12 protein-coding genes are annotated in these 13,408 nt (G+C 65.0%); 4 read left to right on the top strand and 8 right to left on the bottom strand.

What is annotated here, in order from left to right; genetic code table 11:
• Positions 1–19: 19 nt before the first annotated feature.
• Together AWB79_RS20720 and AWB79_RS20715 are read right to left on the bottom strand one after the other, a co-directional pair.
• On the bottom strand, positions 20–1,222 hold the full coding sequence (locus AWB79_RS20720; RefSeq protein WP_061169314.1) for an acyl-CoA dehydrogenase family protein: 1,203 nt from the start codon (positions 1,220–1,222) through the stop codon (positions 20–22).
• A gap of 22 nt (positions 1,223–1,244) precedes the next feature.
• Complete coding sequence (locus AWB79_RS20715; protein WP_061169313.1) at positions 1,245–1,817, bottom strand: peroxidase-related enzyme; 573 nt, start codon at positions 1,815–1,817, stop codon at positions 1,245–1,247.
• 208 nt (positions 1,818–2,025) lie between these two features.
• Here AWB79_RS20715 and AWB79_RS20710 point away from each other — a divergent pair, with 208 nt between their 5' ends.
• The 3 genes from AWB79_RS20710 (at position 2,026) to AWB79_RS20700 (ending at position 4,531) form a co-directional block, all read left to right on the top strand.
• Positions 2,026–2,670, top strand: a complete 645-nt coding sequence (locus AWB79_RS20710; RefSeq protein WP_061169312.1) for a peroxidase-related enzyme — start codon at positions 2,026–2,028, stop codon at positions 2,668–2,670.
• 80 nt (positions 2,671–2,750) lie between these two features.
• Positions 2,751–4,082 carry an LLM class flavin-dependent oxidoreductase gene (locus AWB79_RS20705; RefSeq protein WP_061169311.1) on the top strand — a complete coding sequence of 444 codons (1,332 nt, stop codon included), beginning with the start codon at positions 2,751–2,753 and terminating at the stop codon, positions 4,080–4,082.
• Positions 4,083–4,180: 98 nt separating this feature from the next.
• On the top strand, positions 4,181–4,531 hold the full coding sequence (locus AWB79_RS20700; protein WP_061169310.1) for a DUF3088 domain-containing protein: 351 nt from the start codon (positions 4,181–4,183) through the stop codon (positions 4,529–4,531).
• A 46-nt stretch (positions 4,532–4,577) separates the two neighbouring features.
• Here the strand turns inward: AWB79_RS20700 and AWB79_RS20695 are convergent, their stop codons facing one another.
• Positions 4,578–5,753, bottom strand: a complete 1,176-nt coding sequence (locus AWB79_RS20695; RefSeq protein WP_061169309.1) for an acyl-CoA dehydrogenase family protein — start codon at positions 5,751–5,753, stop codon at positions 4,578–4,580.
• 179 nt (positions 5,754–5,932) lie between these two features.
• Between AWB79_RS20695 and AWB79_RS20690 the strand changes: the two genes are divergently transcribed.
• A complete protein-coding gene (locus AWB79_RS20690; protein WP_061169308.1) occupies positions 5,933–6,745 on the top strand; it encodes a MetQ/NlpA family ABC transporter substrate-binding protein in 813 nt (270 codons plus the stop codon).
• Between the two features lie 23 nt (positions 6,746–6,768).
• Here the strand turns inward: AWB79_RS20690 and AWB79_RS20685 are convergent, their stop codons facing one another.
• Genes AWB79_RS20685 through AWB79_RS20665 form a run of 5 tightly spaced genes read right to left on the bottom strand, consistent with a single transcriptional unit; the run spans position 6,769 to position 13,393 of the window.
• Complete coding sequence (locus tag AWB79_RS20685; protein WP_061169307.1) at positions 6,769–7,647, bottom strand: ABC transporter permease; 879 nt, start codon at positions 7,645–7,647, stop codon at positions 6,769–6,771.
• Positions 7,644–8,636 (bottom strand): ABC transporter permease, encoded by a 993-nt coding sequence (locus AWB79_RS20680; RefSeq protein WP_061169418.1) that lies wholly within the window; start codon positions 8,634–8,636, stop codon positions 7,644–7,646. The genes AWB79_RS20685 and AWB79_RS20680 overlap by 4 nt, the downstream gene beginning before the upstream one ends.
• A 5-nt stretch (positions 8,637–8,641) precedes the next feature.
• On the bottom strand, positions 8,642–10,357 hold the full coding sequence (locus AWB79_RS20675; RefSeq protein WP_061169306.1) for an ABC transporter substrate-binding protein: 1,716 nt from the start codon (positions 10,355–10,357) through the stop codon (positions 8,642–8,644).
• Positions 10,299–11,999: an ABC transporter ATP-binding protein gene (locus tag AWB79_RS20670; RefSeq protein ID WP_061169305.1), complete on the bottom strand. Its 1,701-nt coding sequence runs from the start codon at positions 11,997–11,999 to the stop codon at positions 10,299–10,301. The genes AWB79_RS20675 and AWB79_RS20670 overlap by 59 nt, the downstream gene beginning before the upstream one ends.
• A complete protein-coding gene (locus tag AWB79_RS20665) occupies positions 11,996–13,393 on the bottom strand; it encodes an LLM class flavin-dependent oxidoreductase (protein ID WP_061169304.1) in 1,398 nt (465 codons plus the stop codon). The genes AWB79_RS20670 and AWB79_RS20665 overlap by 4 nt, the downstream gene beginning before the upstream one ends.
• Between the last annotated feature and the right edge of the window lie 15 nt (positions 13,394–13,408).

Genomic DNA, 13,408 nt, shown 5'->3' with positions numbered 1-13,408 from the left:
CTCCCATGCGCCGCGACTTTCATACTTTACCGAGCACGCCAAGCCACGCCTGGCCGATGACTTCATGCGCCGCATCCGCGTTGGGCGGATGAAACGCGCCGGCACGCACATCGCGATACAGCCGTTCGAGCTCGCCGTGACGCGACAGCGAAGCCGCGCCCGCAATCTTCAGCGCGAGATTCACCACGCGCAATGCGCCATCGACGGCATGCTGCTTCGCCGCGAGCAAGTGCGCGATCCACGGTTCGTCTTCCTCATAGCCCGACCACCAGCGCTGTGCCGCGCGCTCGACCAGCGCCTCGATGCTCGCGAGTTCGATGGCCGCCTGCGCGACCGCCTGCTGCGTAAGCGGTTTGTACGCGTATGTCTTGCCGCCGATGGCCGGCGATGTCCGCTGCTTCGCCGATTCCACCGCGACATCGAACGCTCGCTTCGCGATGCCGTAGTAGACCGCGCCGAGACCGGGCAGCACCGCGCCCAGAATGCCGTCGACGAACGGATCGTTCGGAATGCCCGCGGGCAGCACGCGGATCACCTTGTCACGCGGCGCGATGACGCCTTCGAGCCAGGTGTCGTCGCTGCGGGTGGCGCGCAGGCCGAGCGCATCCCAGGTTTGCACCGTGCGATGCCCCGCCGCGTCGCGCCGGATGAACGCATGCACGATCTTCGGCGCGTGCGGGTCCGACTCGTCGATGCCGTGCACGCCGAGCCAGTCCCATGCGGGCGCGAGCGAGGTGAAGATCTTGCGTCCGTCGAAGCGATAGCCGCCGTCCGGCAACGGCGTCGCCTTCACCGACGACCACGCGAGACCGAGATCGTTGCCCGGCTCGCCGTGGCCCGCGGCGAACACCTTGCCCGCGCCCGCTTCTTCGAGAATCCATTGCGCCGACGTGTCGCCGCGCCGGTACAGATGCAGCGCCGCGCCGACCCAGTACAGATGCATGTTCAGCGCGAGCGCGGTCGATGGCGCGCGGGCTGCGAGCCGTGCCTGCTCGCGCAGCAGTTGCGGCAGCGTGAGTCCGAGGCCGCCGAATTCGACAGGCACGCTCGCGCGCAGAAAATTGGCCTCGTGCAGATCGCGCAGGTCTTCCGAGAAGAATTGGTTGTCACGGTCATAACCGGCGGCGCGCTTGCCGATGGTTTCGAGCAACGCATCGGACAACAGCGGCGATGCGTCGCCCGGAGCGGGCGGCGCGACGACGGGTTCAAGTACGGCGCTCATCGAAGCTCTCCTGTGTGCGGTGTCATGTCAGCGCCGAGAAATACTTCTCGTCGGGCACGACGCCGGCGGCGATGAAAATGCGGTTCGTATGGTTGAACCACGATGCGGTCTCGATCGCTTCGAGGATATCGGCGTCGTCGAGGCCGAGCCTGCGCAGGCGATCGAAGTGCTTTTCGGTGATCGCGCGCGGCGAAGTGGTGATGGTTTCGGCGATCTCGGCCAGCGCGAGTTGCCGCGCGGACAGATCAGCGAGGTGATAGTCGAGCGCGATGCGCCGTGCCTGCACGCGGTCGCCCAGCGCCTCGCCGAGTGCATGCGCGTGATGGATCGCGCACAGGCCGCAGCCGTTCGTGCGCGACACGATCACTGCGATCAATTCGCGCTCGTCGATCGGCAGCCGGCCTTCGGTGGCGAAGAGCTTTTCGAAATAGTGCGTGAAGCGGCGCGCGGTAGCTGGATTCAGGGACAGCGCGCGAATCCAGTTGTCGCCGCCGTGTTGTTCGACGAGTTGCCGGAGATCGTCGCTCAGTGTGTCGTGCGACGGAACGTCGAGGCGGCCGATGACGGGCGTCTCCGTGCTCAGGACTTCTGCCATGTCGCATGCCTCGCAAGGAAGGAGTGAAGAGAAGCTTCAGCCCATTATGCGCAGCACTCAGTCGTGCGATCCAATATCGATTTGCGATTTGCAATTCGTCCGGCGCGATGTGCCCGAACGCCGATTAGCTTATGAAAAATCAGCCGCACCGCGCATTGGCGCCTGCGATAACGTTGAGGTCCGTACTTAAGCGCAGGAGAGCCCGAAGATGTCCACGATCGCACCCTCCGATCCCTTCGCGGATCATCTGAACACCTACGATAACGACGTGCAACGCGAGCCTGTCTCGCGTTTCAGCGTGCCCGAAGAGACGCGTCTGCCGCCGCACGTCGCGTCGATTCACGCGAAGTTTCGCCGTCAGTACGGCTTCGTACCGAACTGGCTCACGGCGCTGTCGATCAATCCCGATACCGCGTATCGGCTCGTCACGTTCTACGAGCATCTGTTTGATCCGCACCGCAGCCAGCTGACGTCGGCGGAGCGCGAGTTGATCGCGGTGGTGACGTCGGCCGCGAATGAGTGCAGCTATTGCGTGTTCAATCACACGCAGGCGCTCGCGAATGTGCTGGGCGATACCGTGCGCGCGCAGCGCATCGCGCAGGGCTTTCATCATGTGCGGCTTTCGGTGAAGGAGGCGGCGCTTGCGGCGATCGCGGAGCGACTAACGCGCGACCCGGGCAGCATTCGCGATGAAGACCTGCAAGAGCTGCGCTCGATCGGGTTCACGCAACAGGCGGTGACCGAGGTGCTGGAAATTTCGGCATTCTTCAACTACGCCAACCGCCTGACGATCGCGCTCAACGTCGTGCCCGACGACCAGTTCTTCGCGGGGCGTGATCCGGGGAGCGCCTGAAGCGAGGCCTGGTGATTCGAGCGCCTTTTCACGAGTCGGAGTACCTTGGCGCGACCCGCTACTCTCGATCAACCGACGCGATGCCACACTCCCGACGACTCCATCTCGGCGCGTTCATGCGCCCGGTCAGCCTGCACACCGGCGCGTGGCGCTATCCCGGTGCATATCCCGACGCCAACTTCAACTTCAAGCACCTGAAGCGCTTCGTGCAGACGCTGGAAAATGGATGCTTCGATGCGTTCTTCATGGCCGATCATCTCGCCGTGCTGAACATGCCGGTGAACGCGCTCAAGCGCAGCCACACGGCGACATCGTTCGAGCCGTTCACGCTGCTGTCCGCGCTCGCATCGGTGACCGAGCGTATCGGACTGGTCGCGACGGCGTCGACCACGTTCGACGAGCCGTATCACATCGCGCGCCGCTTCGCTTCGCTCGATCATCTGAGTGACGGTCGCGCCGGATGGAATCTCGTCACCACGTCGAATCCCGATGCCGCGCTCAACTTCGGGCGTGACGAACACATGGAGCACGACGAGCGCTATCGCCGCGCGCGCGAGTTCTACGATGTCGTCACGGGTCTCTGGGATAGCTGGGCCGATGACGCCTTCGTGCGCGACACGCAAAGCGGCCTGTTCTTCGATCCGGACAAGCTGCACGTGCTCGACCACAAAGGCCCCTATCTGTCGGTGCGCGGGCCGCTCAACATCGCACGGCCGGTGCAGGGGTGGCCCGTGGTGGTGCAGGCGGGATCATCGGAAGCGGGCAGGCAGCTCGCCGCCGAAACCGCCGACGCGGTCTTCACGGCGCAGCCGAATCTCGCGGCCGGCAAGCGTTTCTATGCCGATGTCAAAGGCCGCATGGAACGCGCCGGCCGCGCGCGCGGGCATCTGAAGATCCTGCCGGGCGCGTTTGTCGTCGTGGGCGATTCGCGCGATGAGGCGCTGGAGAAGCGCGCGTTGCTCGACACGTTCGTGCACGACGATAGCGGCTTCGCGTCGCTGTCCATCGCGCTCGGCCACGATGTCTCGTCGTTCAATCCCGACGGCCCGCTGCCCGAGATTCCCGAGACCAACGCGAGCCGGAGCGCGCGCGAACGCGTGATCGACATGGCGCGCACGGAAGGACTGACGGTCCGTCAACTGGCGCAGCGCGTGGGCGGTTATTCCGGTTTGCAGATGATCGGAACCGCGACGGATATCGCCGATGAGATGGAGCAATGGCTCGTCGAAGAGGGCAGCGACGGCTTCAACGTGATGTTTCCATTCCTGCCCGAAGGCCTCGACGATTTCGTCGCCAAGGTGGTGCCCGAGTTGCAGCGGCGCGGCATTTTCCGGCGGGCGTACGAGGGCGCGACACTGCGCGAGCATCTCGGCTTGCCGAGGCCGTCGAATCGCTTCTTCGCGCATCGGTGATGCGCGAGACATCGATATCCTTATCAGGTGAAATTCGTTCCAATCGCGGCGCGTCATGGCTACGCTGGTCGGCGTCTCAACCACGCATGTCACACACCATGACCCAACGCGATTTGCTGATCCTGCTGGAACCGGGCTTTACCGATCCGAAGCGCCCGGGCGAAGTGTTCGTCTGTCCGGACGGCGCGCCCATCGAAGGGCTGCTTGCAAGCGACCCCGCGCGCAATGCACGGCTCGATATCCGTCGCGTGCCGTTCGAGCGTCCGCGCCGGGCGGCGGTCGAGGCGCTGAGCGACGCGCATCAGAGCCTTCCCGTGCTCGTGCTCGGCGACGAATACCCCGCGCCGCCCGATGCGCAAGCGCACGGCGACAAGCGCTTCGTCACCGATACGCGCCGCATTCTCGCGTTGCTGGCAGAGCGGCACGGTTTCCCGAAAGTGCACGACTGACCTGACTGGCTGCGCCACGGCGAAAGCGCATGGCGCAGCGCTTCCCTCACGAATAGAACGACGGCTTCGGGATGCGCCCGTTAAGCGCCCAGTCTCCCAGTTCGCGCACTTTGTAATCGAGCGGATCATGCAGCGTATGCACGCGCACGTTGCGCCAGAAGCGGTCGAGACGCAATGCCGCCGTGGTCGAGCGTGCGCCCGTCACTTCGAACATGCGATTGGCGACGTCCAGCCCGGCCCGCGCAGCCGCCACCTTCGAGGTAGCGACTGCCACGGCCACTTCGCCGCGCTCGCTTTCGGTGAGCGCGAGACCGCGCTGCCACGCGCGATCGAAGGCCTGCATCGCGCGTTCGACGAGCAGACGCGCGCCTTCGAGCGCGACCCAGAAATCGCCGTAGTGCGCGATCACGTATGGATCCTCGGCGGGCCGCTCGGCTTGCGAGGCGATCCACGGCCGCGTTTGCGCGAGCGTCGCGTCGCGCGCCGCCTGCAATGCGCCTTCGCCGATGCCGAGATAGATATGGCACAGGATCGATTGCGCGAGCAGCGGCCGCAGCGTGGCGAACGGGCTGGAAAGCGGTCCGGGATGAAGCAGCAGTTCGTCCACCGCGACGGGCACGCGCTCGAAGATCACCGTGCCGCTGTCGGTCTGACGCTGCCCCATGTTGTCCCAGTCGTCGAGCACGGTGATACCCGCGCGATTCGTCGGCGTCGCGCCGATGAGCAGACGCCCGTCGCCATCGAACGCGGACGCGAGCAGTTGATCCGAATCGCGCGCGCCGGAACAGAAGCTCTTGCGGCCATCGAAGACATAGCCGCCGGCGCCATCGGGCAGGGCGCGCGTGCCGCGGTCGAGCGGATTGAGCGCGTTGCCCCAGAACCAGCCCTGCGCGACGGTCTCGCCGAGCCAATGGCGAATCTGCGTGGCGCTGCCGAAAAGGCGGATCGTCGCGAGTTGCAGATGATGAAACGCGAACAGATGCGCGAGCGAACTGTCGACCTGCGCCATGCGTCGCACGACATCGAGCGTCGTCGACCAGGGTGCGCCGTCGCCGCCGAGCTCCGCCGGCACCGACATCCGCAGCAGGCCGCTCTCGCGCAGCAGGCGGCGCTCGTGAAAGGCGGTGCCGCCGGCTTTGTCGCGCGCGGCGGCGGTTTGGGCCCATTCGCGCAGCACCGCTTCCAGCGGCTCGGTCCACGGGGCGTCTTGCGTGCGGCTCATTGAAATGTCTCCTGTCGGTGATAGGTGTTCCGCGTTCGGCAGCGGTCTTTGGCGCCAATCCGGAAAACCATAGATCGATTCATTGGTTTGGCTTTGATGAGCGGATTCGTAAGCTTGTCGCGCGACATCGACGATAACTGCTTTGCTCGCCCGCGGGCGCGAAGCGAGAGGAGAGCCAAATGAAGACGTTTCATCCATTGCGCGCCGGCGTGCTGGCCATCGCGTTGAGCACCGTGCTTGCATCGCCTGCCCATGCCGCCGATCCGAACAAGCCCGAAATCCGCTTCGGCGCAACGGCCGGTCCCTACGCGGACCAGATTCGCTACGGTATCAAGCCGCAGTTGGAGAAGGAAGGCTACAAGGTGACGATCATCGAGTTCAGCGACTACGTGCAGCCGAATCTCGCGCTCGCCGACGGCGCGCTCGACGCGAACGCCTTCCAGCACGAGGTGTATCTGAAGAAATTCTCGGAGGATCACAAGCTCGCGCTGTCGGAGCTCGTGAAGGTGCCGACCGCACCCATCGGTCTGTACAGCCACAAGCACAAGCGTCTCGACGAGCTCAGGGACGGCGCGACCGTGTCGCTGCCCAACGACGTCACCAATCAGGCGCGCGCGATCATCCTGCTTCAGCAGCTCGGCTGGGTGACGCTCAAGCCGGGCGTCGATCCGGTGAAGTCGTCGGAGCGCGATATTGCGTCCAATCCGCACAAGATCAAACTCGTGCCGCTCGAAGCCGCGCAATTGCCGCGCTCGCTGGATGATGTCGACTATGCCTTCGTGAACGGCAACTTCGCGCTCGCGGCGGGCCTCAAACTCACGAATGCGCTGTTGCTCGAAAAGATTCCGCCGTATTACCTGAATCTCGTCGCGGTACGCACGGCCGATCTCAACAAGCCCTATGTGACGGATATCGCGACCGCGTACCGGTCGGCGGAATTCGGGCGCGTGATCGAGCAGCGCTTCGCGGGATTCTCCAGACCGGCGCAGTAACACGGATGGGCGCGGCGTCGCGTTCAAGGCCGCAGCCCTTCTGCCGCTTCCAGCCGCGACGCCGCGTCGGCACGGCGGTTTCTCGACAGACGCGGATTGAACGCCGCATGCAGGGCATCGCTCAGCAGATTGAGCGCGAGCACCGTCAGCGCGATCGCCGAGCCGGGCACCGCGATCATGTACCACGCGGTGCGCAGCGCTTCGCGCCCGGTGCCGACCATCGAGCCCCAGCTCACCACGTTGGGATCGCCGAGCCCGAGAAAGGACAGCGCCGCCTCGGACAGGATTGCGTTCGCGACGAGCAGCGCGGTCGAAACGAGGATTGGCGTCAGTGCATTGGGCAGGATCTCGATGAAGATCAGATGCGCATCGCTCGCGCCGAGCGCCACGCTCGCGCGGACGAACTCGCGCTCGCGCAGCACGATGAACTCGCCGCGCGTGAGGCGTGCGATGCTCGGCCACGCCGTCACGCCGAGCGCGAACACGATGGTCGCGAGCGACGGCGTCAGAATCGCGACGAGGATGATCGCGAGCAGAAACGGCGGCACGGTCTGGAAGAACTCGGTGATCGCCATCAGCGTCTGTTCGATGAGCCCGCCGAAGTAGCCCGCAATGCCGCCGATCAGCACGCCCAGCACGAGCGCGATGACCGCGACCGTCCCGCCGACATACAGCGAGACGCGCGCGCCATGGAACAGCCCGGCGAGCAGGTCGCGTCCCATCAGATCGGTGCCGAGCGGATACGCGTGATCGGCGCCGGGCCATTGATAGGGCGCGGCGACCATGTCGAGCGGATCGCCGGGGAAGAGCCAGTTCGCCGAGAGCGCCGCGGCGAGCGCCAGCGCGAGCAGGATCACGCCGACGAACGCGGACGGCTGACGCAGGAAATGGAGCAGCTTCATCGGTTCGACCTCGTGCGCGGATCGACGAATCCGTAGAGCAGATCGACGATCAGATTGAGCAGGACCACCAGAAAGGCCGAGAGCAGCAGCACGCCGACCAGCAGATTGACGTCGCGGCTCTTGATGGCTTCGAACGACAGTTGTCCGAGCCCGGGCCAGCCGAACACCGTCTCGACTATGACCGAGCCGCCGATCAGCGCGCTGCCCTGCAGGCCGAGCATCGTGAGCACGGGCAGCACCGCATGGCGCAGCGCATGATGCGTCGTCACGTACCACGGCCGTCCGCCTTTCGCGCGCGCGGTGCGGATGAAGTCTTCCTGCAGCGTCTCGATCATCGACGCGCGCGCGAGCCGCGCGAAGATGGCCACGTAATACAGCACGAGCGTCGCGGCGGGCAGCACGAGATGGCGCAGATGATCAAGCAGCAACGCTGCACCGCGATGCGCGACGTTGGTATCGGCGACACCGCCGATCGGCAGCCATTCGAGATGCACGCCGAAGACCACGATCAGCAGCAGCGCGGTCCAGAACATGGGCGCGGAATAGCCTATGGTCGCGAGCGTGGACACAAGCGTATCGACGACACCGTGCGGGCGGCGCGCGGCGAGCACGCCGAGCAGAAGCCCGAGGATCACCGAGACGACGAGCGCCGTGCCGATCAGCGCGAGCGTGGCGGGCAGGCGCGCGAAGATCAGCGTCGCGACCGGTTCGCCGAAGCGAAACGAGAAGCCGAGATCGAGCCGTATCGCGTGTTCGACGTATTGCAGCAACTGCCGCGCGACGCCCTGATCCAGGCCGTATGCCGCGCGCAACTGCGCGACGTATTGCGGCGACACGTTGCCGCTCTCGCTCGCGATGACGTCGACGAGATCGCCGGGCATCAGCTTGAGCAGCACGAAATTGAGCACCGTGGTGCCGAGCAGCACGAGCGCGAGCTGAATCAGCCTGCGCCCGATCGCGCGCGAAGCGAGCGCTGAAGTGAAGTGCATGATGATCACGCCTGGTCGAACCAGACTCGCGCGAAGTTGGAGCGCGAATGGCTGGCGGTATCGGTTACGTTGCGCAGGTTCTTCGACCAGACGCCGAACCAGCGAAACTCGAACAGATTGATGAGCGAGAGGTCGCGCTGCGCGATCTTCTGCAACTGGATGTAGAGATCGCGCCGTTTGGCCGGATCGGTCTCCGTCTGCGCCGCCTCGATCACATGGTCCATTTCAGGGCTCGCGTAACCGGACGCGTTGAACCACGGCGTGCCGTTCGACGCCGCCTTCGACCAGTAATGCTGCTCGATGCCGATCTGCGGATCGAGACCGTCCGTGCCCCAGCTGCTGATGAGCTGGAAGTTGTAGTCGGTGAAGACGTTCTTGATCCATGTAGGCAGGTCCTGTCCGCGCAGATTCACGTCGATGCCCACGCGCCGCAGCGCCTGGCGCACGAATTCGCCGGTGCGCCGGTAGTCGTCGCCATAGGGAATGAAATCGTGATCTATCTTGAAGCGCCAGCCGTCCGCTTTCTTCGGAAAGCCGGCCTTGTCGAGAAGCGCCTCGGCGCGCTTCGGATCGTAGGGATATTGCTGAGTATCCGGCGTGTAGAACGCCTTCACCAGCGACGACTCCGGCCCCGTCGCGGGCACCGCGTAGCCGCCCCAGACGGTCTTGACGAGCACGTCGCGGTTGATCGCATGGGCGATGGCCTGACGCACTTCGAGCTTGCCGAGGATCGGATCGCGCAAATTGGGTTCGAGCCAGAGCCACGCCGCGTAGCCGTTATAGCCTTCGCGCGAGACGACGAGACTGGGCAGCTTCGCGAGCCGGTCGGCATCGGCGAAGGTCACCGGGTTGCGCTCGCCGTATTGCGCCGCGCCGGTTTCGAGCGCGGTGGCGCGGCCCGAGACGTCCGGCGTGATCTTCCACGTGATGCGGTCCAGATACGGTTGGCCGGGCGCCCAGTATTTCTCGAATCGGTCGAGCACGATGCGGTCGCCGCGCGCCCATTCGGTGAACTTGAATGGACCCGTGCCGACTGGCTTGTTGTTGTACGGATTGTTGCGGATGTCCGTGTTCTCGTAGAGATGCTTCGGCAGGATCGGCGTGCCGAGCGAATCGAGAATGCCGAAGGTCGCGGGCGTCGATTTCGACAGATGCAGGACGACCGTATGGGCATCCGGCGTTTCGATTTTCGTCAGGTATTGCAGCACGCGCCGCGATGCCGGGCTGATCTTGAGCCAGACTTCCTCCGCCGAAAATTTCACGTCGGCGGAAGTGAAGGGCTGGCCGTCGTGCCACAGCGCGTTGCGACGCAGTTTGAAAGTCCACGCGAGACCGTCGGGCGAGACGTTCCAGCTTTCCGCCAGTTGCGGGCGCGGTTTCAGGTCGGGACCGTACTCCACGAGACCATCGAAGACCTTGCTCGCCACCGCGCCGATCATCGTCGCGGAGTTGACGAAGAACGCGAGCGTCGGCGGTTCCGGATGAATGACCGCCGTGAGCGTGCCGCCGCGTTTCGCGCCGGTCAGCGTGATCGGCGTCGTTTCGGTCGCGGCCCACGCGTGGCCCGTGAACACGAACGGCGTCGCGGCCCCCGCGAGCAGCGCGCCCGCACCCTTGAGCAATCTGCGCCGTTTCAGATCGGCCACCGCGGCGCCCAGCGGATCATCGCGGAACAGGAGCGGCGAGGTTGAGGTCGGCTGCGGCTTGCTCTTCAAAGTCACGATCGATTTTCCTTGTGTGGGATGAGAATGGCGCGTGCGATGACGGCACCGCGTCGATCAGCGCGCGCGTGTAGGTGTGTTGCGGCGAGGTCCAGATGGAGACGTGATCCCCGCTTTCGACGATGCGTCCGGCCCGCATCACCAGCACGCGATCGGCGATATACCGGACCACCGACAGGTCATGCGAGATGAAGAGCAAGGCGAGGCCGAGTTCGTGCTTGAGGTCGGCGAGCAGATCGAGAATCTGCGCCTGGATGGAGACGTCGAGCGCGGATACCGGCTCGTCACAGATGACGAGTTCCGGCCTGAGCACGAGCGCGCGCGCAATGCCGATGCGCTGCCGCTGCCCGCCGGAGAACTCGTGCGGATAGCGCTTGAGCGCCGATTCAGGCAGGCCCACGGCATCGACGATGCGGCGAATCCTGGCCTGCCGTTCGCGCCGGTTCGAGACGCCGTGGATGGCCAGCGCATGACCTAGCGTGCGCTCGACCGTGTGACGCGGATTGAGCGAGCCGTACGGATCCTGAAAGATCATCTGTACACGCCTTCGATACGGCCGCAATGCGCGCCGTCCCCGATGGGTGATGTCCTCGCCGTCGAACACGATGCTGCCTGCGGCTGGCTCGACGAGCCGCGTCAGCGCACGCGAAATCGATGACTTGCCGCATCCCGATTCGCCGACGAGTCCAACGGTCTCGCCCGCGCGAATCTCGAAGCTGACGCCGTCGACGGCGCGCACGCCTCGATAGTCGACGCGTATGTCGCGGGCTTCCAGCAGCACGCGGGCCTGCGCACTCTCCGGCCGCATCGGCGCGGTGCGTGGCGTATCGGTCAGCCGCGCGTCGCGATAATGCAGACCCGCGCCGAAGTGCAGCGACGCGCCGAGCAACGCGCGTGTGTAGGGCTGCGACGGCTGCATGAAGAGCTGCCTGTTCGCTGCTTCCTCGACCTTCGCGCCGTCCTTCATCACGACCACGCGATCCGCCCAGCGCCCGACCACGCCGAGATCGTGTGTGATGAGCAGCACGGCCATCGACAGTTCGCGCCGCAGCCGGTCGATCAGTTCCAGAATCTGCGCCTGGATGGTGACGTCGAGCGCGGTGGTGGGTTCGTCGGCGATCAGGAGGCCGGGGCGGCACGCGACCGCAATGGCGATCATCACGCGCTGCCGCTGCCCGCCCGACAGTTGATGCGGATAGTCCCCGAAGCGGCGCTGCGACTCGGGCAGGCGCACGAGTTCGAGCAGTTCGAGCGTTTCCTTGCGCGCGGCCTGCGCGGACATCGGCCGATGCAGCGTCAGCGCTTCGGCGACCTGTTTGCCGATGGGCTGAAGCGGGTTCAGCGAAGTCATCGGCTCCTGAAAGATCATGCTGATGCGATTGCCGCGCAGCGCGCTCCACTCACGCTCGCTTTGCTCGAAGAGCGGTTTCCCTTCGAAGCGGATTTCGCCTTGCATGCGCGCGCGGCCGGGCAGTAAACCCATCGTCGCGAGGGCGATGGTCGATTTTCCGCTGCCGGATTCGCCCACGAGCGCGACGATCTCGCCGCGCTCGATCGTCAGGTCGAAGGGACGAACCGCCGCGTGCCCGCCGAAGGACACGCTCAACTGATCGATCTGAAGCAGTGGCGTCGACGTTTTCATGGTGCTTGCCTGAGCGCCGGCTCGGACAGATCGCGGAAACCGGCGCCCGTATGACGGTCCCCGAGCCGCGCGCCGCCGCCGAAGAGCTTCTCGCGCAACGTGCCCTCCGCGTACGACGTCTTGTAGATGCCCCGCGACTGCAGTTCGGGAATGACGAGATCGATGAAATCCTCGTAGCTTTCCGGCGTTACCGTGCGCGTGAGATTGAAGCCGTCGATGCCCGCTTCGTCGACCCATGATTGCAGCGCGTCGGCCACCTGAACCGGATCGCCGACGATCGTCGTGTAGCGTCCGCCCAGTTGCATCTGTTCGAGCAGATGGCGCACGGCGACGCCGCGCTTGCCGTCGGTCACGCGCTGCACCGACGATTCGATGCCGCGCCCCTTGTGACCGCCGGGCGGCGCGAGTTCGTCATCGGGCGCGTAGGTCGAATAGTCGATACCGCTGCCCGCCGCGAAGTGCGCGAGTCCGGCTTCGGGACTCGCATACCGCGCGTATTCGGCGAACTTCTCTTCGGCCTCGCGCTGGGTGCGGCCCACCACCACGGTGACGCCCATGATGATCTTCAGATCGCCCGCATCGCGCCCGGCTTCGACGGCTTGTGCGCGCAGTGCGTCGACGAGCTTGCGCGTGCCTTCCTTGCTCTGGCTCGACACAAACACGCATTCCGCATGACGCACGGCGAACGCCTGGCCGCGTCCCGATGATCCCGCCTGAAAGAGCACCGGCGTACGCTGCGGCGACGGCTCGCACAGGTGATAGCCCTCGACGTCGTAATAGCGGCCGTGATGATTCAGCTTGCGGACCTTCGAGGGATCGGCGAATACCCGGCCTTCGCGATCGCGCAGCACCGCGTCGTCCTGCCAGCTTCCTTCCCAAAGCTTGTAGAGCACGTCGAGATACTCGTCGGCGCGATCGTAGCGCTCGTCGTGCGCGATCATTTCGGTGTGGCCCATCGCGCGCGCGGCGCTGTCGAGATAGCCGGTCACGATGTTCCAGCCGATGCGGCCATCGGTCAGATGATCGAGGGTGGAAAAGCGCCGCGCGAGCAGATAGGGCGCCTCGTACGTGAGATTGACCGTGATGCCGAAGCCGAGATTTCGCGTGGCGGCCACCATCGCGGAGACGAGCATCATCGGATCGTTGACGGGCAATTGCACCGACTCCTTCAGCGTGACATCAACTGATTGTCGATAGATGTCGTACACGCCGACGATATCCGCGATGAAAAGCCCGTCGAACAGGCCGCGCTCCAGCAGCTTCGCGAGATCGGTCCAGTAGGAGAGTTTCCGATAATCCGTCGAACGGTCGCGCGGATGGGTCCACAGGCCATGATTGATATGGCCGACGCAGTTCATGTTGAACGCGTTCAGAATGATTTGCTTCTTGCTCATGGCAGGGCGTGTGGC

The organism is Caballeronia hypogeia (assembly GCF_001544875.2).
Lineage (GTDB): Bacteria > Pseudomonadota > Gammaproteobacteria > Burkholderiales > Burkholderiaceae > Caballeronia > Caballeronia hypogeia.
This window is presented reverse-complemented; position numbering and strand designations above follow the sequence as displayed.

Excerpts from the sequence above, each read along its gene's own strand:
- AWB79_RS20720 (WP_061169314.1), bottom strand. The coding sequence starts at position 1,222 with ATGAGCGCCGTACTTGAACCCGTCGTCGCGCCGCCCGCTCCGGGCGAC.
- AWB79_RS20715 (WP_061169313.1), bottom strand. The coding sequence starts at position 1,817 with ATGGCAGAAGTCCTGAGCACGGAGACGCCCGTCATCGGCCGCCTCGAC.
- AWB79_RS20710 (WP_061169312.1), top strand. The coding sequence starts at position 2,026 with ATGTCCACGATCGCACCCTCCGATCCCTTCGCGGATCATCTGAACACC.
- AWB79_RS20705 (WP_061169311.1), top strand. The coding sequence starts at position 2,751 with ATGCCACACTCCCGACGACTCCATCTCGGCGCGTTCATGCGCCCGGTC.
- AWB79_RS20700 (WP_061169310.1), top strand. The coding sequence starts at position 4,181 with ATGACCCAACGCGATTTGCTGATCCTGCTGGAACCGGGCTTTACCGAT.
- AWB79_RS20695 (WP_061169309.1), bottom strand. The coding sequence starts at position 5,753 with ATGAGCCGCACGCAAGACGCCCCGTGGACCGAGCCGCTGGAAGCGGTG.
- AWB79_RS20690 (WP_061169308.1), top strand. The coding sequence starts at position 5,933 with ATGAAGACGTTTCATCCATTGCGCGCCGGCGTGCTGGCCATCGCGTTG.
- AWB79_RS20685 (WP_061169307.1), bottom strand. The coding sequence starts at position 7,647 with ATGAAGCTGCTCCATTTCCTGCGTCAGCCGTCCGCGTTCGTCGGCGTG.
- AWB79_RS20680 (WP_061169418.1), bottom strand. The coding sequence starts at position 8,636 with ATGCACTTCACTTCAGCGCTCGCTTCGCGCGCGATCGGGCGCAGGCTG.
- AWB79_RS20670 (WP_061169305.1), bottom strand. The coding sequence starts at position 11,999 with ATGAAAACGTCGACGCCACTGCTTCAGATCGATCAGTTGAGCGTGTCC.
- AWB79_RS20665 (WP_061169304.1), bottom strand. The coding sequence starts at position 13,393 with ATGAGCAAGAAGCAAATCATTCTGAACGCGTTCAACATGAACTGCGTC.